21 protein-coding genes are annotated in these 20271 nt (G+C 44.4%); 11 read left to right on the forward strand and 10 right to left on the reverse strand.

What is annotated here, in order from left to right:
• Nucleotides 1-22 precede the first annotated feature (22 nt).
• Together P0M11_RS03795 and pepT are read right to left on the reverse strand one after the other, a co-directional pair.
• Nucleotides 23-433, reverse strand: coding sequence for a BrxA/BrxB family bacilliredoxin (locus P0M11_RS03795; RefSeq protein ID WP_158065202.1), 411 nt, complete (start codon nucleotides 431-433; stop codon nucleotides 23-25).
• A gap of 84 nt (nucleotides 434-517) precedes the next feature.
• Complete coding sequence (pepT, locus tag P0M11_RS03800) at nucleotides 518-1780, reverse strand: peptidase T (protein WP_275624528.1); 1263 nt, start codon at nucleotides 1778-1780, stop codon at nucleotides 518-520.
• A 492-nt stretch (nucleotides 1781-2272) separates the two neighbouring features.
• On the opposite strand from pepT, the gene P0M11_RS03805 reads away from it, so the two are divergent.
• Complete coding sequence (locus P0M11_RS03805) at nucleotides 2273-3121, forward strand: hydroxymethylglutaryl-CoA lyase (protein ID WP_275624529.1); 849 nt, start codon at nucleotides 2273-2275, stop codon at nucleotides 3119-3121.
• Nucleotides 3122-3143: 22 nt separating this feature from the next.
• Nucleotides 3144-3545 carry an OsmC family protein gene (locus tag P0M11_RS03810; protein WP_275624530.1) on the forward strand — a complete coding sequence of 134 codons (402 nt, stop codon included), beginning with the start codon at nucleotides 3144-3146 and terminating at the stop codon, nucleotides 3543-3545.
• 3 nt (nucleotides 3546-3548) lie between these two features.
• On the opposite strand, the gene P0M11_RS03815 is transcribed toward P0M11_RS03810, so the two are convergent.
• Both P0M11_RS03815 and P0M11_RS03820 read right to left on the reverse strand, forming a co-directional pair.
• Nucleotides 3549-3875 carry an SUF system Fe-S cluster assembly protein gene (locus P0M11_RS03815; RefSeq protein WP_275624531.1) on the reverse strand — a complete coding sequence of 109 codons (327 nt, stop codon included), beginning with the start codon at nucleotides 3873-3875 and terminating at the stop codon, nucleotides 3549-3551.
• 3 nt (nucleotides 3876-3878) lie between these two features.
• Nucleotides 3879-4577: a 3'-5' exonuclease gene (locus tag P0M11_RS03820; RefSeq protein ID WP_275624532.1), complete on the reverse strand. Its 699-nt coding sequence runs from the start codon at nucleotides 4575-4577 to the stop codon at nucleotides 3879-3881.
• A gap of 160 nt (nucleotides 4578-4737) precedes the next feature.
• Between P0M11_RS03820 and P0M11_RS03825 the strand changes: the two genes are divergently transcribed.
• From P0M11_RS03825 to P0M11_RS03835, 3 genes are all read left to right on the forward strand, one after another.
• Nucleotides 4738-6273 carry a YifB family Mg chelatase-like AAA ATPase gene (locus P0M11_RS03825; RefSeq protein ID WP_275624533.1) on the forward strand — a complete coding sequence of 512 codons (1536 nt, stop codon included), beginning with the start codon at nucleotides 4738-4740 and terminating at the stop codon, nucleotides 6271-6273.
• A 42-nt stretch (nucleotides 6274-6315) separates the two neighbouring features.
• Entirely contained in the window at nucleotides 6316-6606 is a 291-nt protein-coding gene (locus P0M11_RS03830) for a hypothetical protein (protein WP_275624534.1), read from the forward strand.
• 66 nt (nucleotides 6607-6672) lie between these two features.
• The gene (locus tag P0M11_RS03835) at nucleotides 6673-7119 is read left to right on the forward strand and encodes a hypothetical protein (protein ID WP_275624535.1); all 447 of its coding nucleotides are present in this window, start codon (nucleotides 6673-6675) and stop codon (nucleotides 7117-7119) included.
• On the opposite strand, the gene P0M11_RS03840 is transcribed toward P0M11_RS03835, so the two are convergent.
• The 3 genes from P0M11_RS03840 to P0M11_RS03850 form a co-directional block, all read right to left on the reverse strand.
• Nucleotides 7116-7652, reverse strand: a complete 537-nt coding sequence (locus tag P0M11_RS03840) for a GNAT family N-acetyltransferase (RefSeq protein ID WP_275624536.1) — start codon at nucleotides 7650-7652, stop codon at nucleotides 7116-7118. The two genes, P0M11_RS03835 and P0M11_RS03840, sit on opposite strands and share 4 nt — an antisense overlap.
• Before the next feature lie 126 nt (nucleotides 7653-7778).
• On the reverse strand, nucleotides 7779-9959 hold the full coding sequence (locus P0M11_RS03845; RefSeq protein WP_275624537.1) for a S46 family peptidase: 2181 nt from the start codon (nucleotides 9957-9959) through the stop codon (nucleotides 7779-7781).
• Nucleotides 9960-10090: 131 nt separating this feature from the next.
• Complete coding sequence (locus P0M11_RS03850) at nucleotides 10091-12226, reverse strand: S46 family peptidase (RefSeq protein WP_275624538.1); 2136 nt, start codon at nucleotides 12224-12226, stop codon at nucleotides 10091-10093.
• A gap of 113 nt (nucleotides 12227-12339) precedes the next feature.
• On the opposite strand from P0M11_RS03850, the gene P0M11_RS03855 reads away from it, so the two are divergent.
• From P0M11_RS03855 to P0M11_RS03875, 5 genes are all read left to right on the forward strand, one after another.
• A complete protein-coding gene (locus tag P0M11_RS03855; RefSeq protein ID WP_275624539.1) occupies nucleotides 12340-12609 on the forward strand; it encodes a SemiSWEET family transporter in 270 nt (89 codons plus the stop codon).
• Nucleotides 12610-12641: 32 nt separating this feature from the next.
• Nucleotides 12642-13862: a GTPase HflX gene (gene hflX / locus P0M11_RS03860; protein WP_275624540.1), complete on the forward strand. Its 1221-nt coding sequence runs from the start codon at nucleotides 12642-12644 to the stop codon at nucleotides 13860-13862.
• A 39-nt stretch (nucleotides 13863-13901) separates the two neighbouring features.
• Complete coding sequence (locus P0M11_RS03865; protein ID WP_275624858.1) at nucleotides 13902-14594, forward strand: DNA alkylation repair protein; 693 nt, start codon at nucleotides 13902-13904, stop codon at nucleotides 14592-14594.
• Nucleotides 14591-14941 carry a DUF6122 family protein gene (locus P0M11_RS03870; protein WP_345774351.1) on the forward strand — a complete coding sequence of 117 codons (351 nt, stop codon included), beginning with the start codon at nucleotides 14591-14593 and terminating at the stop codon, nucleotides 14939-14941. The genes P0M11_RS03865 and P0M11_RS03870 overlap by 4 nt, the downstream gene beginning before the upstream one ends.
• Before the next feature lie 66 nt (nucleotides 14942-15007).
• Nucleotides 15008-16084 (forward strand): ionic transporter y4hA, encoded by a 1077-nt coding sequence (locus tag P0M11_RS03875; protein ID WP_158065230.1) that lies wholly within the window; start codon nucleotides 15008-15010, stop codon nucleotides 16082-16084.
• An 85-nt stretch (nucleotides 16085-16169) separates the two neighbouring features.
• Here P0M11_RS03875 and P0M11_RS03880 read toward each other — a convergent pair whose 3' ends face one another.
• Nucleotides 16170-16550, reverse strand: coding sequence for a group III truncated hemoglobin (locus P0M11_RS03880; RefSeq protein ID WP_158065232.1), 381 nt, complete (start codon nucleotides 16548-16550; stop codon nucleotides 16170-16172).
• A 208-nt stretch (nucleotides 16551-16758) separates the two neighbouring features.
• Between P0M11_RS03880 and P0M11_RS03885 the strand changes: the two genes are divergently transcribed.
• Complete coding sequence (locus P0M11_RS03885; RefSeq protein ID WP_275624860.1) at nucleotides 16759-17250, forward strand: YkgJ family cysteine cluster protein; 492 nt, start codon at nucleotides 16759-16761, stop codon at nucleotides 17248-17250.
• A 74-nt stretch (nucleotides 17251-17324) separates the two neighbouring features.
• Here P0M11_RS03885 and P0M11_RS03890 read toward each other — a convergent pair whose 3' ends face one another.
• Together P0M11_RS03890 and glmM are read right to left on the reverse strand one after the other, a co-directional pair.
• The gene (locus tag P0M11_RS03890; RefSeq protein ID WP_275624541.1) at nucleotides 17325-18695 is read right to left on the reverse strand and encodes a tetratricopeptide repeat protein; all 1371 of its coding nucleotides are present in this window, start codon (nucleotides 18693-18695) and stop codon (nucleotides 17325-17327) included.
• An 84-nt stretch (nucleotides 18696-18779) separates the two neighbouring features.
• Nucleotides 18780-20162, reverse strand: coding sequence for a phosphoglucosamine mutase (gene glmM, locus P0M11_RS03895; RefSeq protein ID WP_275624542.1), 1383 nt, complete (start codon nucleotides 20160-20162; stop codon nucleotides 18780-18782).
• Nucleotides 20163-20271 lie beyond the last annotated feature (109 nt).

A 20271-nucleotide genomic window follows, 5' to 3' on the forward strand; every position in this document is an offset into this window, starting at 1 on the left:
TCCTATCATAAACTTTTCGGTTTTAGCAGTACTCGTCGTAAGCCGACTGAAGATTTGCTGCAATTGCACCTGCAGGGTTACCTTCAATGTGGTGACGCTCCAGCATGTGTACCAATTCACCATCCTTGAAAAGCGCGATGCACGGTGAGCTGGGAGGGAACGGAGCCAAGTGTTTTCTGGCTTCGGCGACAGCTTCACCATCAAAACCTGCAAAAACAGTAACCAAGTGATCAGGCTTTTTGTCACCGGTTAGTGAGAAAACAGCACCCGGCCTGGCAGCACCTGCCGCACAGCCGCATACGGAGTTAATCATAAGCAAAGTGGTTCCGGGTTTTGCCAAAGCCTCATTTACAGCTTCAGCAGAAGTTACGTCCTGGAAACCTTTATCAGTAAGTTCTGCCTTCATTGGCATAACCAATTCTTCTGGATACATATTTATATAATTTTAGGTTGTTAATAATGAGGTATCAAAACCATTCCAAACGATAAGTGTGGACATTTTGACAACGCCTATCTTCTAATTTGTCTTTTTAACGGCCTTAGCAATATTCACAATTACTTTCACCGCTTTTTCCATCGTTTCCAGCGCGACGTATTCATAAGGCCCGTGGAAGTTCATGCCGCCCGCAAAGATATTAGGACACGGCAATCCCATATATGAAAGTTGGGCACCATCGGTTCCTCCGCGAATCGCCTTGATCTTTGGCTCTACATTGGCATCTTTCATGGCCTGTGCAGCAATATCGATGATGTGCATTTTGCCCTCAAACTGCTGCTTCATATTGCGGTACTGCTCTTTAATCTCTATTTCAGCAGTTCCTTCGCCATACTTCGCATTAAACTCGGCCACCTTCTCTGTCATCAGGTTCTTTCTGGCCTCAAATTTCTCTTCGTCATGATCACGGATTATATACTGGATTTTCGCCTCAGAAACATCCGATTTCAGGTCTGTTAAATGATAAAATCCTTCAAATCCTTTAGTAGTGGACGGCGTTTCGTTGGCTGGAAACATTTGAATAAATTCAGCCGCAAGCAATGAAGCATTGACCATTTTCCCGAAAGCATAGCCCGGGTGCACACTCAGTCCGTGAATTTTAACTACAGCTCCGGCAGCGTTGAAGTTCTCATATTCCAGTTCTCCCGCTTCGCTTCCGTCCATTGTATAAGCCCATTCGGCACCGAACTTCTTTACATCAAATTTGTGTGCGCCACGGCCAATTTCCTCATCGGGTGTAAATCCAATGGCGATCCTGCCGTGTTTGATTTCCGGATGCGCCAGCAGATACTCTGCCGCTGTCACAATTTCAGCAACTCCGGCCTTATCATCTGCTCCAAGCAAGGTTGTTCCGTCGGTAGTGATGAGCGTTTTACCTACATATTGCTTCAGGCTTTCGAACTTTGATGAGGAAAGGGTAAAGCCGGTCTCTTTATTCAGAAGAAGGTCACCACCGTCATAATCGTCCCAGATCTGGGGCTTCACTCCTTCGCCGTTAAAATCCGGTGAGGTGTCATAATGCGCGATAAAACCAACTACAGGCTCATCATCATTTTCGATATTTGAAGGGATGTAGGCGTAGATATAACCATTCTCATCAAGTTCTACATTTTCCAGTCCAAGAGACTGCAGCTCTTCAAAAATATATTTCGCGATATCCCACTGCTGCGGTGTGGAGGGTGTGGATTCACTTTCAGGGTCGCTGGTTGAATATATTTTTACGTAATTAATGAAACGGTTCTGGAGTTTCAGTTTCCACTCCAGGTTGAATTCTATGGTCTGCATGTCTCTCTTGGTTTTGTGTATAGCAAAGTTAATGAATTATGTTTTACCGCACAGCAGTCAGGTATTTCCCATGCATGAAACCGCATTACGGCCGCATGATTATTTATGTGCCATGCAGTTCTTTGGCGGATTACGAACATTGTTATCTTTGTAAGTTATGAAGCCAGTTTTTGATAAATCCCGGGTTATCAGGCTGCTGATAATATCCTTAGCAGGAATGGCGATGTTTGTTGACCATCTATACTTCAAAATAGCACTAATCTTAGGAGCATTAATCCTGTTTATAATTAAAAATTACAGCAATAAAACCGCTCTGACTTATTTCGTATTTGTAATAGGATTGGGCATCATAGGAGCCCTTGTGGTTCAGAACATTGTGATGACGTAATAATGCTCCCTACCACATTGTAATCACAGGCCTGCATAGTATTCTGTGCGGGACTTTTCATTCCCTGTAAATTGGTTATCTTTGAAATCAATTAAACTTACTCAATGTTTCTCACCGAATGTCCACGTGATGCAATGCAGGGTTGGAAGGATTTTATTCCTACCGCTCAAAAAATCGACTATATAAACTCGCTGATGTCAGTTGGTTTTGATGTATTGGATTGCGGCAGTTTTGTTTCGCCTAAATCCATACCTCAGATGGCAGATACCAGTGATGTTTTGGCGAATATTGACAAAAGTAACTCCAATACTAAACTCTCGGTGATCGTGGCCAATGTGCGCGGAGCGGAAAGAGCACTTACGCATAAAAATGTAGACATCCTGGGTTTTCCGTTTTCCATTTCTGAAACATTCCAGCAGCGCAACACAAACAAGGACAGAGAGGAGGCTTTCCTGCAGATTACGGAAATCCTGAATCTTGCCAAAAATGAAAATAAGGAACTGAATGTCTATTTCTCAATGGCTTTCGGAAATCCGTACGGCGACCACTGGAGTTGGGAAGAGGTAGATCACTGGGCGAAGCGCTTTTCCGAAATCGGTGTCAGGAACGTCCTTTTATCCGATACTACAGGGACAGGAACACTTGAGGACATCGAACTTCTGTTCAGCAAAATCCCGTCAGGGTATGCTGATGTTGATTTTGGTGCACACTTTCATAACCGGTACGAAGACTCCTATAAAAAACTGAAGGCTGCTTATGATAACGGTTGCCGCCGCTTCGACTCAGCCATCAAAGGTATAGGTGGTTGCCCAATGGCCAAGGACGATCTGGTAGGGAACATGCCCACTGAGCAGATCATTAACTTTATGGCGGTGGAAAAGATAAGTCACTCACTTAATCTGCTTCACTTTGAAAGCGCATACAACAAAGCGAAGGATGTATTTCATTTCTAAGAACATTAGATTCTGCAAAATTATGACCTCAAAAATAAAATATATCGGTGGTTTCCGCTGCGAATCTGAACATTTACAGTCCGGCTCACTCATTGTGACTGACGCCCCAACTGATAATCAGGGCAAGGGTGAGGCATTTTCACCCACGGACCTTTGCGCAGCTTCTCTGGCGCAGTGCATGCTGACCACGATTGCTATACTTGGTAAAAACAAAGGGATTAATATGGAGGGCGCTTATGCGGAAGTACAAAAGATAATGACCGCCGCGCCACGTAAAATTGGTGAGATCGAATGTGACCTCTATTTTGCCAGCGGACATACCGATGAGCAGAAGCAGTTTATTGAGAATACTGCCATGAACTGTCCGGTAGCGCTTTCGATGCACCCGGAATTAAAGAAGACTGTTCGCTTCCACTTCGGGTAGTCTTTAAAACATTCCCAGTTCAAAACGGGCTTCCTCGCTCATCATATCCTTATTCCAGGAAGGCTCGAAGGTAAGTTCAAGATCAACCGTTTTCACGCCCTCAACTTCGGAAACCTTTTCACGTACTTCGGCCGGAAGGCTTTCCGCCACAGGACAATTTGGAGTTGTAAGGGTCATAATCACCTTTACATCCCCTTCTTCTGAAATCTGAACATCGTAGATAAGGCCGAGTTCGTAGATGTCTACCGGAATTTCAGGATCGTATACGGTCTTGAGGTTTTTTATGATATTTTCGCCAATATCGGCAATCTGATCGTCTGTTAAATTCATCTTTTAAGTCTCACTTCTGATTAACAAATCTTCCTGACGCATGCGCCGGAAAACATTTGCCAAAGTTAAGACATCTTTCTCACAATATTTAACTATTCTAAATAAGTCTTTCTCGATGTGATAAATCGATGAAACCATTGAGCCGTCAATATCGTCTTTTGGTGTCGGGATTCCAAAGACGCTGGCCAGCAGTTCCAGTGAAACGTAGGACTTGTAATCCCCAAATTTCCAAAGCTCCATTGTGTCCAGGTGCGGAATTTCCCAGGGTTTTTTGCCAAACATCTGAAAGGGTTTCGGTGGCTCCATGCCATTGATAAGGAAACGCCGCGCAATCCACGGAAAATCGAATTCCTTACCATTGTGAGCGCACAGTATTACATCGCGAAGTTTGGGCCTGTTAAAGATATCCCCGAATTCTTCCAGTATACTTTTTTCATCATCATCTGCAAAACTCCTGATCAAGAGCTTTCCGTTCTTTTCCACCATACCCACAGAGATGCAGATAATCTTTCCGAATTCAGCCATTACGCCGGCCCTTTCCATGTAGAAATCTTCCGCTGTAATCTCATTTTTGCGTTGGTGAAATGTCTTTTTGTCCCAAAGTCTCTTCTCACTTTCTGGCAAATCTTCCCAGGCCGAAGCATTGGGCACAGTTTCAATGTCCAGGAAAAGGACTTTTTCAATCGGGATATGCTGTATCATTAAACAGAATTTTTATGGATTTTCTGATTTTCCGCGCACAATAATCCACGAATAGATTTATACTTTCGGAAATTTCTCAATAAAGTAAAGAAAAAAAGGGTGAAAACACTTAATCGCCGGTAAGCAATTATGTTTAAATTTACGTGTAAAATGCGCAAATATGCTTGTAAAAATCTATGGGAGTGCCATTTACGGAGTAACTGCACAAACGATTACGATAGAGGTGAGCGTAGATACGCCCGGCGTGGGCTACCATTTGGTGGGTCTGCCGGACAATGCAATTAAGGAGAGCAGTTACAGAATTTCGGCTGCGCTGAAAAACGTAGGTTACAAAGTTCCGGGGAAGAAAATCACAATTAATATGGCTCCCGCAGATTTGAGGAAGGAAGGCTCAGCATATGACCTCAGCATCGCGCTTGGAATCCTGGCAGCTTCGGATCAGATAAATTCAGATACCATTGCCGATTATATCATAATGGGCGAACTTTCACTTGACGGCGGTCTGCAGCCTATTAAAGGAGTTTTGCCTATCGCTATAAAAGCCAGAGAGGAAGGCTTTAAAGGATTTATCCTGCCCAGGCAGAATACCCGTGAGGCTGCCATTGTGAGCAATCTTGAAGTTTACGGCGTAGAGAATATCAGCGAGGTCATTGACTTCTTCAACAAAGGCATACCTCTGGAAAGGACGGAAATAGATACGCGAAAGGAATTTCAGGACAAGATCAACTATTTCCCGTTTGATTTTTCGGAAGTGAAGGGACAGGAAACCGCCAAACGTGCCATGGAGGTAGCAGCGGCCGGTGGTCACAATATAATCCTGATCGGTCCGCCGGGCAGCGGCAAAACCATGCTGGCCAAGAGAGTCCCCAGCATCCTGCCCCCATTTACCCTGAAAGAAGCCCTGGAGACCACCAAGATCCATTCGGTTGCCGGAAAGATAGGTTCGGAAACTTCACTCATGACGGTAAGGCCCTTCCGAAGTCCCCATCATACAATATCCGATGTGGCCCTCGTAGGCGGGGGCAGTTACCCTCAGCCCGGCGAGATTTCGCTGGCCCATAACGGGGTCCTTTTTCTGGATGAAATGCCTGAATTCAAACGAACGGTGCTGGAGGTCATGCGTCAGCCGCTGGAAGACAGGGTTGTTACCATTTCCCGTGCAAAATTCACGGTGAATTACCCCGCAAGTTTTATGCTTGTAGCGAGCATGAACCCTAGCCCCAGCGGCTATTTCCCGGACGACCCCAACAACACCTCCACCTCTTTCGAGATGCAGCGCTATATGAACCGGCTGTCTGGTCCGCTGCTGGACAGAATTGATATCCATGTAGAGGTACAGAAAGTTGAATTTGAGCAGCTGGCCGACCGACGCAAAGGTGAGGACAGCATAACCATACGGGAGCGCGTAATGAAAGCACGTGAAGAGCAGAATAAGCGCTATAAGGACCTTGAAATAAGTTACAATGCCCAGATGGGCCCAAAGGAAATTGAGCGCTTCTGCGAGCTAGATACGGACTCTCAAAATCTGATCAGGAATGCAATGGATAAACTGAGTCTTTCTGCCAGAGCCTATGACCGTATACTTAAGGTGGCACGTACAATCGCTGACCTGGAAGGGTTAACAAATATACAGAGCAACCACATAGCCGAAGCAATACAGTACCGAAGCCTGGACAGGGAATTCTGGAATATATAATTTAGCAAAAACAACCAGATAACTACTTTAAAAACATTTAAAATGGTAGCAAAACAATTTATTGAAGTCCTGATAAAATCTTTATTTTCGACCATGCTCATTCTTTTTGCCATTAATCTGGGATCATTTTTCCTACAGCTCGGCAGCATCTGGATTTCCGACCAGAATGTTCATTCATTTGAATACAGTAATTTTACCTTTGCCCTTAACGCCCAGCCGGGTCATAACCAGTTTGAGCGTAACTATTTATTAGTTAACACTGCCATTTTCCTCATTACTACAGCCCTTGTATCCAGGAAAATCTATTCCCGAAGAAAACAGATGGAAATGTAGAAAGCTTATCCAACATTCCTCCTGAAAACTTTTACAGGAAATTTCAACTTGAAAAAGAAATAAATTATGGAACTAAAATCGACATTTAATGATCAAAAGGAACTACGATTAAATTCTCAGGCAAAAAAATTTTTAAGCGAGGCTGCCGGCTGGGCCCGATTCCTCTCGCTACTCGGTCTGGTACTGGTGGGCCTGCAGGCATTAGTTGTACTTTCGGCACTTTTGTTTGGTTCTTTTTCGGGTTTATCGATGGGACCATTTGAGGGGTCAGTAATCATGCTGATTTACGGATTGCTGGCCTTATTCTACTTTTTCCCGCTGTACTACCTCTTTCTCTTTTCAGGGCGGGCCAAACGTGCTGTCGCTTCAGATGATGAGATGGCACTTGAAGACTGTTTTGGCTATCTGAGGTCGCATTACAAGTTTATAGGAATTATCGTTATAATGATGCTTGCGGTATATGTGCTCGCATTAGCTGGTGTGGCAGCCGGAAGTCTTGAAAGTATATTTTAAGCACGGCTCTGCCATTCCTCTTTCGTAATCAGGTAGTAAAGAAGTTCTTCAGGATCATTGGGGATAAACAATTTTTTCCTAAAGGTGAGTCCAAGTTTTTCAATCAGTTTTCTGGAAGCTAGATTTTCCTGAACTGTCAGTGCTGAAATTTCTTGCAGTCCAAAATCTCTGAATCCGGCATCAAGTATAACTTTGGCGGCTTCATAACCATAGCTCCGGCCATAATACTGCGGGAGTAAAGCGAAACCAATGTCCACTACCGCTACGCCTTCTCTGTGATAAAGTCCGCAACTGCCTATTTTTTCTCCATTCTCCTTCAGGATTACTGTATAATTGCCATAGCCTAATTTTTCAATTTGAGGAAAGGCTCTGTTTTTCAGATATTCCAAAGCATCTTCGGCCGTATTCAGGCTGCGGTCACCAACGAACTGAAGGAATTCCTGGGTATTATAGAGCCTGTGCGTTAACTCCGCATCACCCGCATTTGTAAGCCGCAGCCGCAGCCGCGCCGTTTCATAGGTTTGGTAGTCCATGTTCACTAGATTTAACTAAATAATTACTGTTCAGTCTGTATGCTGAAGGAAAAATAATTATATCAAAGCTACAAAAAAAGCTTCCCCGGTAGAGGAAGCCTTTTATCTGAGGTATTTGCTTTGAAATTATCTTTTTTTCTTCGTAAGCTCGCTGCCTTTCACTGGTTTAGGATGTTCGTTGGTTACGAAAGTCATTTCATCCACCAGCCTTTTGGACCCTGCATATTTATCAATAATCCACATCACGAACCGGATATCTACGTTGATGGTCTTTTGGGAATCCTTTTCAAAAACAATATCGCCGGATAAAGCTTCAGAATTACCGTCGAATGCGATTCCGATAAGGTTACCTTCCGCATCAATAACCGGTGATCCTGAGTTTCCACCTGTGATATCGTGATCTGTCAGGAAGTTAACCGGCAGGTAACCTGCAGCATCGGCATAGATTCCGTAATCACGCATGGCATGCATGTCCATCACTTTTTTAGGAAGGTCAAACTCTTCATCACCTTCCTTGTACTTGTTTACAAGCCCCTGCATATCGGTATAGAAATTATCGGTAATCCCGTCGTAGTTTCTGTCCGGTCTTTGTGGCAAACGGTCCACCTTACCGTAGGTAAGTCTCATTGTTCCGTTAGCATCCGGGTAAAATACCTTGGTTGGGAAAGCTTTTCTGTAGCCGTCCATAAGCAGTCTGTTGTTTTTGGCAAAATTGGCTTCCACTTTTGCAAAACGGGTTCCCAGGGCTCTCACATCAGTAATATAAGCATTGGAAAGTTTGTAAAGCGGATCTGCATCCAGCTTAAGGGCGTCCGGATTGAGTATAAAATTAACAGCAGAAGCCTTATTGGCAAAAACAGAAGAATGCGCCTGCAGAGAAAGCGTTTCGGAGGCCTGAGCCAGCAAAGTACGTGAGGCCACATCCTTATTCACCTTGTTTTGATACAGATTCACGAGTGAGTTCAGCATCTCACCTTCCAGCTCCGGATCAAAATCCGCATAAAGTTCATTAACCGCCTCTTCCAACTGAGGTTTCATCGCAATCCTGTTATTGATGTCCTGCGCTGCATAAACCTTGAAAAGTGAGCCCAGCTGGAACGGAATCGTAATATATTTGGCATTCATCTGCAGTATACCGCTGTACATTCTTTCCACATTTCTGTTGGCTATCTGGTCGAAATAAACCTGGATATTGGGCAGTAGACCGCTGTACATGCTGTTGCCGGGTAAGGAAGCCCAATCCTGGAACTTTCTTTCCTCATTTTGCTTCTCGGCGATGGTTGAATTTTTTATTACCGCATCAATGGTTCCCTGTCTGTTTTTCCAGTAGTTGGCTACATTGGCATACTGCGAAGCATAATCAAGCTGTGTAGCTTTATTGCTGTCCATATACTTCTTCATTACCTTCATGGCAAGATTTGAGGCTTCTACCCAGGCCGGATAGTCGCTTCTGATCATTTTCTCAATACCAAAGGAAGTCAGATAACGGTTGGTTCTTCCCGGATAACCAATGATCATTGAGAAATCACCCGGCTGAACTCCTTTAAGGGATACAGGAAGATGATGCTTAGGTTTCAGAGGAACGTTTTTCGGGTTGTACTCGGCAGGTGCGCCTTTAGCATCCGCATAAACTCTGAATACGGCAAAATCTGCCGTATGTCTTGGCCATTCCCAGTTATCAGTATCGCCCCCAAACTTACCCAGTGCGGAAGGTGGTGCACCTACCAAACGAACGTCTTTATAATCCTGGTATACAAAATAGTAAAATTCATTGCCGTTAAAGAAATCCTTTACTACAACCGTATATTTCCCGTTCTCGGAATTTTCCTGCTGTATTGCCTTGTACTCAGCATCGATAACTGCCTTGCGCTGCTCGGCAGTCATATCGTTATTCAGTTTTGAATTGATTCTCTGTGTGGCGTCGTCCATACGGATAAGGAACCTTACGTATAGGTCCTTAGCATTGAACTCATCGTTCTGGCGGTTTGCCCAGAATCCGTTTTTCAGGAAATCTTTTTCAGGAGTGGAAGCAGCCGCAATCGCGTCATAGCCGCAGTGGTGGTTGGTAAAGATCAAACCCTGGTCGGAAACGATTTCACCCGTACAGAAGCCTCCAAAGCTTACGATAGCATCCTTTAGAGATGAATTATTGACAGAGTAGATTTCTTCCGGGGTCAGTTTAAGCCCCTGTCTCTGCATATCTACTCCATTGAGTCTTTTAATCAGCATCATCAGCCACATTCCCTCATCGGCCTTCATTTGCACAAAACTCAGAAGGAATGTAAACAGTAAAAATATTCTTTTCATTTGTTAGATTTATTTAGCGTCGCTAAAGTAGTAAAATTTTGAAAATTTTAAGGTTTGGATTGGAATTAAAGTAGTTATAAATAAAAAAACCGCCGAAATAATCAGCGGTTTATGATTTTGGAAGTAAACTCTTATTTTACAATTGTCATTTCGTCCAACAGGTGACCGGCGCCATAAAGCTTGTCGATAACCCACAGAACAAAACGTGAATCTACGTTAATTGTTTTCTGCCAGTCCTCTTCGAATACGATGTCTCCGGAAAGAGCTTCAGAGTTACCGTCGAATGCAAGACCGATAAGTTCGCCGTTACCATTCATGATTGGGGAACCGGAGTTTCCACCGGTAATGTCATTATCAGACAGGAAATTCACGGGAAGGTAACCTGCAGGATCAGCATACTGACCATAATCTCTTTTGGCAGCCATATCAAGCAGTTCTTGAGGCAGGTCAAATTCTTCATCACCTTTCTTATACTTCTTCACCATACCGTCCAGGTCTGTATAGAAGTTATTGGTAACGCCGTTATAATCTCTGTCATCGCGTACCGGCAGTGTGGCCACTTTTCCAAAAGTTATTCTCATTGTAGAGTTGGCATCCGGGTAAAATTCCTGCTTAGGGTGTGACTTACGAAGACCATCGAAGAAGAGACGGTTGCTGTCGCTGAATTTATCGTCATAAGAAGTATAGCGTTCTGCAGTGGCCCGGGAATCGGCAGTATAGCCGTTGGCAATTTTCAGAAGCGCATCGCTGTTCAGCTTTTCGGCATCCGGATTATTAAGGAAAGCCATTGCTGAAGCTTTGGTGGCAAAAATGGAGTTTTTAGCAACCTCATCCAAAAGCTCAGGATTAATGGTTTGAAGGGACGGAGCTCCTGCTTCATTTCTGACCTTAGCACGGTACAGTGACACCATTTCTTTAAGCATTTCCTGTTCCAGGGCAGGATTGAATTTTTCATAATTGGCGTTGATGCGGTCTGCAATGGTTTTCTTCATCTCCGCTTTTTTCGCAGCATCTGTTTCAGCTATATAATTTTTGAACATAGAACCGAAACCGGTAGCGAAGGACAGATACTTGGCGTTTCTCGTCATCTGTGCTGCGTAATTACGCTCAATTCCTCTGGCAGAAGTCTTGCGGTAATAATCCTGCATATCGGCGAGCACATTTCCGTAAAGATCCTTATTCTCAGATCTGTTAGCCCACGCCTGGAAAACCTCTTCAACTTTACGTTTGTCTTCAATCGTTCCGTTTTTGTTTACAGATTCGATGGTACCACCTCTGTTTTTCCAGTAGTTTGCTACAGAAGCATACTGTGAAGCATAGTTAAGTTTCGTAGCCTGGTCGCGGTCCATATATTTCTTCATGACATCCATGGCCACTTTGGAAGCATCTACCCAACCCGGATAATCTTTATTCACCAGCTGGTCAATGCCGTATGAAGTCATAAAACGGTTGGTACGGCCGGGGTAACCTACAATCATTGCCATATCGCCCGGTTTAATAGGCTTTATGGAAACAGGAAGGTGGTGTTTAGGCTTGAACGGAATGTTGTTTGGAGAATATTCCGCAGGGTTTCCGTTTACATCAGTATATACTCTGAAAACGGAGAAATCGCCGGTATGTCTAGGCCACTCCCAGTTGTCAGTATCGCCGCCGAATTTTCCGATGGAGTTAGGTGGGGTTCCAACAAGACGAACGTCCTTGAAATCCTGATACACAAAATAGTAGAACTCATTCCCGTTATAGAAATCCTTTACACTTACTACATATTTACCGTTTTCAGAATTCTCTGCCTGTATTTTTTTGTATTCTGCATCAATGATGTCCCTTCTTTCCTTCGCCGACATTTGGTTGTTAAGCAGCGCATTGATTCGGCTGGTCACATCGTCCATGCGAACCAGGAAACGTACGGAAAGCCCTTTGGCAGGAAGTTCCTCACTTTTCTTCATTGCCCAGAAACCATTGGTCAGGTGATCCTTTTCAGGAGTGGACAGTGCTGCAATCTGACCGTAACCACAGTGATGGTTGGTAAACACCAGACCTTCTCTGGAAACAATCTCAGCCGTACATCCGCCACCAAACTGCACGATGGCATCTTTCAGGCTGGCCTGATTTACGGAATAGATTTCTTCTGCAGTAAGTTTAAGTCCCTTTTTCTGCAAATCCTGTCCGTTCAGCCTCTTGATCAGCATCATCAGCCACATACCTTCATCAGCACGCATCTGTACGAAGCTGAGCATGAAGGTTAACAATAAAAATATTCTTTTCATTTTTAAAAATTATTTTAAGGCTGCTAATTTAATGCTTTTATTATAAACGCCTGCCCGATGGTACGAAAATGGCACGTTTCCGGAGAATAATCAGCACCTTTTTAAGAAAAACCATGGAAATTAATCCTGAAATCATCGGCTTTATAGCCGGCGGACTTTCCTCCGCTCTGTTTATTCCACAAATCATCAAGATACTTAGGGAAAAATCGGCCGAAGAAATTTCCCTCCTCACCTGCATCATAGGTATTGTAAGCTCTGCGCTTTGGCTTTGGTACGGAATCCTGCAGGACCATATTTCCATGATGGTTACCAACAGCATCGCGGTAGGTGCCACTGCGGTTCTCGTGGTCCTCAGGCTGATTTATAACGGCGAAAAAAACTAAATTTGTAATTCTACATTAATAAAGTAAACTATATGCTGGAAAATAAAGAACATTTGTACGAAAATGCAGTGCTGGTAGGCGTCATAACCCAACAGCAGGAAGAAGACAAGCTGATTGAATACATGGATGAATTGGAATTTCTGGCTCATACCGCCGGTGCTACGGTTGTGAAGCGTTTTACCCAGAAACTTACCCAGCCTGACTCCAAAACATTCATAGGCAGCGGGAAGGCTCAGGAAGTCCGCGACTATGTAAAGGAGCATGAGATTGGTACCGTAATCTTCGATGATGAACTTTCTCCCTCGCAACTTAAAAACCTGGAAAGGGAAATCGAAGTAAAAATTCTGGACCGCACCAACCTGATCCTGGACATTTTTGCGCAGCGCGCGCAGACCTCCTATGCCCGGACACAGGTAGAACTCGCACAATATCAATACCTTTTGCCTCGCCTGACCCGTATGTGGACTCACCTGGAAAGACAGAAAGGGGGAATTGGAATGCGTGGGCCCGGGGAGACGGAAATTGAGACGGACAGAAGGATTATCAGAGACCGGATCTCGCTGCTTAAGGAAAAATTAAAGACCATAGACAGACAGATGTCCACCCAGCGTAATAACCGCGGCAAAGTGGTGAGGGCAGCCTTGGTGGGTTACACCAATGTGGGGAAATCCACACTGATGAATGCCCTTTCCAAATCAGATGTTTTTGCAGAAAACAAGCTTTTTGCCACCCTGGATACTACCGTACGGAAAGTGGTTATAGGCAATCTGCCTTTCCTGCTTACAGATACGGTTGGATTCATCCGCAAATTACCCACACAGTTGGTTGAGAGTTTCAAATCAACACTGGACGAAGTTCGGGAAGCCGACCTGCTCATTCATGTAGTCGATATTTCGCATGATAGTTTTGAGGATCACATCGCCTCTGTAAACCAGATCCTTATGGAAATCAATGCTCATCAGAAACCGATGATCATGGTTTTCAATAAGATTGATGACTTCAGCTATGAAAAAAAGGAGGAGGATGACCTGACACCTGAATCCAGAAAAAACATCTCCCTTGCGGAATGGGAAAAGACGTGGATGTCCAAATCGAAGTATCCGACCGTGTTTATATCCGCACTTACCAAAGAGAATTTTGAGGAAATGAAAAAGATGATTTATGACGAAGTGCTGAAAATTCATATCTCGCGTTTCCCGTATAATGATTTGCTTTTCGAATATTTTGAAGATGAAACCGATCCTAATAACTAAGTATCCGTTATTCTTGTGAGTGCTGCAGATGAAATAAAAATGGCGCTGGCAGACCTTGCCCTTCCTGAAAAGGCAGCATTCTTCCCGCGCTTCTTTAAAGCCGGAAAAGGAGAATATGCTGAGGGCGATCAGTTTATAGGCGTAACCGTGCCGGACCAGCGAAAAGTTGCAAAAGAATTTCGGGATAAGATATCCGTAGAGGAACTGTCTGAAGTTTTAAGTTCGGAAATCCACGAACACCGTCACTGCGCCCTGTTGATTTTGGTCGCAAAATTTGAAAAGTCAAAAGGTAGTGGTGAAAAAGAGGCGATGGTCAGCTTTTATCTTCAGCACAGGAAACATATCAACAACTGGGATCTGGTAGACAATTCATGCTATAAAATCCTGGGCCGGCACTGCTTCGATAAAGAAGATCACCATATTCTTGAAGACCTTGCCACGGAAGATGACCTATGGAGCAAGCGCATGGCAGTAGTTTCAACCATGCACTACGTTAAACGGGGTGAATTTGACCTTATGAAGAAGTTAGTTCTGAAAAACCTTAACCATCCGCACGATTTAATGCATAAGGCAAACGGCTGGCTGCTGCGGGAAATGGGTGGTAAGAATGAAGCTGAATTGCTGGACTTCCTGAAGAAGCATTATAGAAAAATGCCCCGGACTACGCTGCGGTATGCGATTGAGAAGTTGGATGAGAGCATCAGGCAGGATTTTCTTAAAGGACGGATATGATGGAATACCTGTATTGGCTGCGAAGTTCGGTTCACTATTTCCTGCATTTCGTATTCCCATTTTTTCTGGCCATCACCTTTTTTAAGCCCTTTTGGCGCAAGGCCTACCTAATAATGATTGCCACCATGCTGGTAGACCTGGATCATCTGCTGGCTAATCCCGTTTTTGATCCTGACCGGAGCAGTGTGGGTTTTCATATTTTACATTCCTACCCTATGGTCGCGGTTTATTTTTTGGGCGTTGTTTTCCTTAAAGGAGTTTACCGTGTTTTTGCAGTCGGTCTCCTGTTTCATATGTTTACGGATTTTCAGGATTATCACCTTTGGAAGTTAATACAGGATTTTTGATTTGTTTTATCTAAAATATTTTGAAATAAAATAGATAATTTGTATAATTGTGAAAATCGTCACTTTATGAAATTCAGAAATTTACTTCACTGGACTGTTCTTTTTCCAATTATTTCCGCGCTGTTCTACTTGAGCGGCATATTAAATACATCAATTTTTACGAATGTGATTGGCGCGTTCCTGCTGTTCGGAACCGTTCTGGCAGCTGTCCATCATGCTGAAGTTGTGGCTCACCGCGTGGGCGAACCTTATGGCACCATTATACTGGCAATATGTATTACGATTCTGGAAGTTGGTCTTATCGTCTCATTTATGCTCTCAGGCAGCGAAGGAGCCATGACCTATGCCCGGGATACGGTATTTGCAGCCGTTATGCTTATCCTGAACGGTATTCTGGGAGTCTGCATCGTAGCGGGAAGTATGAAATATAAGGAGCAGTTTTTTATGCGCAGCTCTGCAACTACCTACCTCGTAAGTCTTGTTGCTATACTTGTTCTTACACTCATCCTGCCCAATTATACCTCCAGCGTACGCGGGCCGTTTTATACAGAAACGCAGCTCGTCTTTATATCATTGGCCTGTCTGGTAATTTACGGCTCCTTTCTGATGTTCCAGACGGTCCGTCACAGGAATTACTTTGTTGTAGCAGAAGCTGATAAAACAGTGCATGAGGCCGACCCGCCCTCTAACTTCAAGACCATTTCCAGCTTGCTCCTGTTAATTATCTGTTTGGCTGTAGTGATATTCATGGCAAAAGGACTTTCACCCGTTATCGAGAATTTTGTAAAGACGGTGGGTGCGCCGCGGGCACTCGTAGGTGTCATTATTGCGTCGGTGGTACTGCTACCGGAGGGACTGGCTGCCATCCGCGCGGCACGGAACAATCAAATACAGACTTCAATCAATTTGGGCCTGGGTTCCGCGCTTGCCAGTGTTGGGCTCACCATTCCCGCCATCTCGGTGGTTTGCATCATTTATGATATCCCATTTGTGCTTGGCCTGGATATGAAATCAATTATCCTGCTGGCGCTGTCTGTGTTTACGGTGATGCTGTCGCTGAGCCGCGGAAAAACAAATCACCTTTACGGCGCTGTGCTGCTGGTGAACCTTGCAGCCTACATCTTTTACGTAATAGTTCCTTAAACTAAAAACTATATCAGTACAAAATATAAAGAGGTGAGTTGATGGGTCACCTCTTTATTTATACCGTCTCCGACTGGCTGAAAAGCTATAGCTTCCGGGCCATTTCCATTTTATGTCCCATAAGATTCGCAATGTTTGTGGCTTTATAAATGGCCAGGTCCGCCATTTCGCCGCTGAAGTTTTCCTCCACGGTTTCCGTCCACAGTTTTATCCAGTGTGCAAAGTGTCTTTTTTCCATAGCCACTTTTTCATTTATAGGGAAATGCATGGCCATTGGATTGCCTTTGTAGGAAATCTGGCCAAACAAAAGCGTTTCCCAGAAGGCGTACATCTTAGGTAAGTGGTGGCTCCAGTCTACCTTTGCCACATCACTGAAAAAGAACCCAATGGTTTCATCACGGCCAACCTTATCATAAAATGTATTTACAAGGAATTCAATATCTTCCCTGCTTTCTAACTTTTTCATGCGGTAAAATTACGGCTTTTAAAACAGTCGGAATATGACTGCAGTCACTACTTGTTTTTTGGGCGGACATTTCGCGCTATGCGCTATTACTCCTCAGTCGGCGGCGCCGCTTCGCTGCGCCGCCTCCCTGCGGGGTAGCCGCTCCTATCGCGGCCGCAGGTTGCGCTTTATATCCACTTCCGAAATAAATATGACGTATTTTTGCAGCATGGATCTGGAATTCTACAAAAATCAGGCGTCTTTGAAGCAGAAAGAACATCGGAAAACGCTGGACAGCCTTAAAAAGAAACCACCCAAAAATCTGGATTACCTGGTGCAGGAAGTGCACGATGAGGTTTTCCGGCGGGTAGACTGCCTGCAGTGTGCCAACTGCTGCAAAACTACCGGTCCGCTATTCACCGACAAAGACACCGAACGTATCGCAAAACATCTGCGGATGAAAACCTCAGATTTTGAGTCCAGATATCTGAGGACCGACGAAGACGGCGACAAAGTGCTGCAAAAGCTGCCCTGCTGGTTCCTAAATGCCGACAATACCTGCTCCATTTATGAAGTGCGGCCCAAAGCCTGCCGGGAATTTCCGCATACGGACCGGAAAAAGATATATCAGATCAATCACCTCACCATCCGGAATACTCTGATCTGTCCTGCCGCTTTTGAGTTTGTAGAAAAAATCCGGCTCCGCGCAGGACTGAGGTAATCCGGGCGGACGTATATCACCGTTCTTCATCAAAAAAGAGCAGATATAAGATCTGCCCTTTCATTAGTTCTCATCTATTTCTTTCTGGCTTTCACCTTTTTTACCTCATCCTTCATAAACGGGTATTTCTGGAGCATATCTTCTGCAATGGATTCATCCAGTTCAAGCGCTTTCTCCAGGTCTGCGCGGCCGGATTTCTCATCATTCAGATGAAACCGGCAGTTGCTTCGCTGATAGTAAAGCTCAGCCCTTTTATGTTTCAAAACAGCCCTGTCCAAAAGTGTAATGGCCTCCTCGTATTCACCCAACAGCATTAAAACCTCTGAATATGCATACCAGTTATAAAATCTCTCGGGTTCCTGGGTCACGAGTTTTTTAAGACAGTTAAGACTCTCCTCAAACCTTCCCGATTCAATATAAAGGAAAGCCATTCTTTTCTGATAATCAAGATTATTTTCATTCAGTGCTGTGGCTTCCTTTGCAAAATGCAGCGCTTCCTTCATTCCGCCCATTTCCTCGTAAATATAACTTTGCTCCATCATTGACTGATAGAACTGCGGGTCTTCCACCATGGATTTCTGAAAGGCAGCAAGTGCCTGTACAGGCTGTTTAAGCTCACGGTAGCAGAGACCGATTTTATAATAGGTGAAGGCTTTCGTAAACTCAACTTCAAGCATTTCCTGATATACTTTGATGGCTTCATCATACTTCCCTAACGCTTCAAGACAGGCAGCTTTGTTTCCGTAAACATTAACCGAACCCGAGTTGATCGCAAGCAGATAGTCAAAAGCTTTAATTGCCTCCTCATAATTCTTCCGGTTGAAGAAAAACTGTCCATACTCATACCATGCGGTCTCCGAGAAGGGAAAACGGTCCAGGTAGGAATTCATAAACTCCACAGCCTCCTCATATTTCTTGAGTTCGTTCAGGCAGACCAGACAGTTTTCAAAAGAATACTCGTCGTTAGGATCAAAAGTTAGGGCAAGTTTATAATGCTTCAGTGCGCTGAAGGGATCCTGCAGATTTACATGTTCATCGGCAATGAAGTTATGGAGGAAATTCTGCTCCTCTTCCAGTTTCAAAGCCTTCTCACAATATTCAATTGCTCTTCTGGGATTCCCCAGGTTAGAATAATATTTGGCACAGCACACCAGAAAATCCGTACTGTCCATACAGGATTCAGAAAGCTCGGCAATTAAATGGCGGGCGGTACTGTAATCTTCAAGTTCCAGAAGAACCTCCAGCTGCTTGGTTTTAATCTCAATGGAATTGGGATGCAGTTTCAGACCAAAATTCACGGCCTGCTCTGCGTAGGAGATGTCACCAAGTTCCAGATAGTATATAATGATATCTTCCAGCTCCTCACTGTCGAAGTAATACTCATCATTATTCTCTATCATATCTTCGAACTTTTTTGCAAGTTCGTTTTCAAAAAATTCTTCCACTTATTTTATGTGCAGTCCAACCAATGTATGAAACCGGGTTCCAAACTTTGACTGAACATTTAATTATACTTATCACTGCTGACCTTAGATCAGCGTTTTGATCTTTGCTATCATCTCATCTCCTAAACGGTCCGCTTCTTCCTGGGATTTCGCTTCCGTATAGATACGGATAATAGGTTCTGTATTAGACTTCCTAAGGTGCACCCAATTTTCTTTAAAATCAATTTTAACACCATCTACCACGGAAACCTCTTCATTTTGATACTCTTTTTCCATCTTTGTTAAAAGTGCGTCCACATCTATGCCGGGGGTAAGTTCAATTTTCTTCTTGCCCATGAAGTAGGCAGGATAGCCGGCACGGAGTTCTGAAACCGTCTTACCCTCTTTCGCAAGATGCGTAAGGAACAGCGCTGCCCCCACCAGAGAATCCCTGCCGTAATGCAGGTCCGGGTAGATGATTCCGCCATTTCCTTCACCACCGATCACCGCGTTTTTCTCCTTCATCAGGTTCACCACATTAACCTCACCAACGGCACTCGCAAAATACTGTGAGTCGTGGGTCATTGCCACATCCCTAAGCGCGCGGCTTGAGGAAAGGTTGGAAACCGCCACTCCCTGAGTATGCTTCAGCAGGTAATCGGCAACGGCAACCAGGGTGTATTCTTCACCAAACATTTCCCCGTTCTCATCGATCAATGCCAGCCGGTCTACGTCGGGATCGACTACAATTCCCAGATCTGCTTTTTCCTTGATAACAAGCTCGCAGATATCTGTCAGGTGCTCCTTTAAGGGCTCAGGATTGTGCGGGAACTGTCCGTTAGGTTCACAGTAGAGTTTTACGACCTCACAGCCTAATTTTTCCAATAGCGGCGGAAGTGAGATGCCTCCAGTTGAATTCACGGCATCCAGCACGACTTTATATTTTCTGGCCTTAACAGCCTCTGCATCTACCATTGGCAATCCAAGAATCTTCTGTATATGGATATCAAAAGCGTCTTCACGGACTTCATATTTTCCCAAATGATCCACCTCAGCAAACTCAAAATCCTCTTCTTCGGCGATCTTCAGTACTTTAGCACCTTCATCAGCATTAATAAATTCGCCTTTGGCATTGAGTAATTTCAGAGCGTTCCACTGCTTGGGGTTGTGCGAGGCTGTAAGGATAATTCCGCCATGCGCCTGCAGCTCAGGAACCATTACCTCCACCGTAGGTGTTGTGGACAGTCCCAGGTCCACTACATGTATTCCCAGTCCCTGAAGCGTAGCCGTAACCAGGGAATTTACCATGGCACCGGAAATACGCGCATCGCGGCCGATGACCAGCGTAAGGTCTTTTCGGTTGTGAGAACGCTGGAGCAGCGTCCCGAAAGCAGCTGTAAATTTTACGACATCAACAGGTGTAAGATTGTCATTTACCTTACCTCCAATGGTACCTCTGATACCGGAAATGCTTTTAATCAAGGACATTAATCTGTGTTTTTAAGTTCTTTGCAAAAATAGGAATTCCACAGGGAATAGAAAGGCGCAGTTATCCACAGGCAATGAGTCACTTTCCGCGTCAAATCCTATAACCGAC

The organism is Kaistella sp. PBT33-4, assembly GCF_029194425.1.
Lineage (GTDB): Bacteria > Bacteroidota > Bacteroidia > Flavobacteriales > Weeksellaceae > Marnyiella.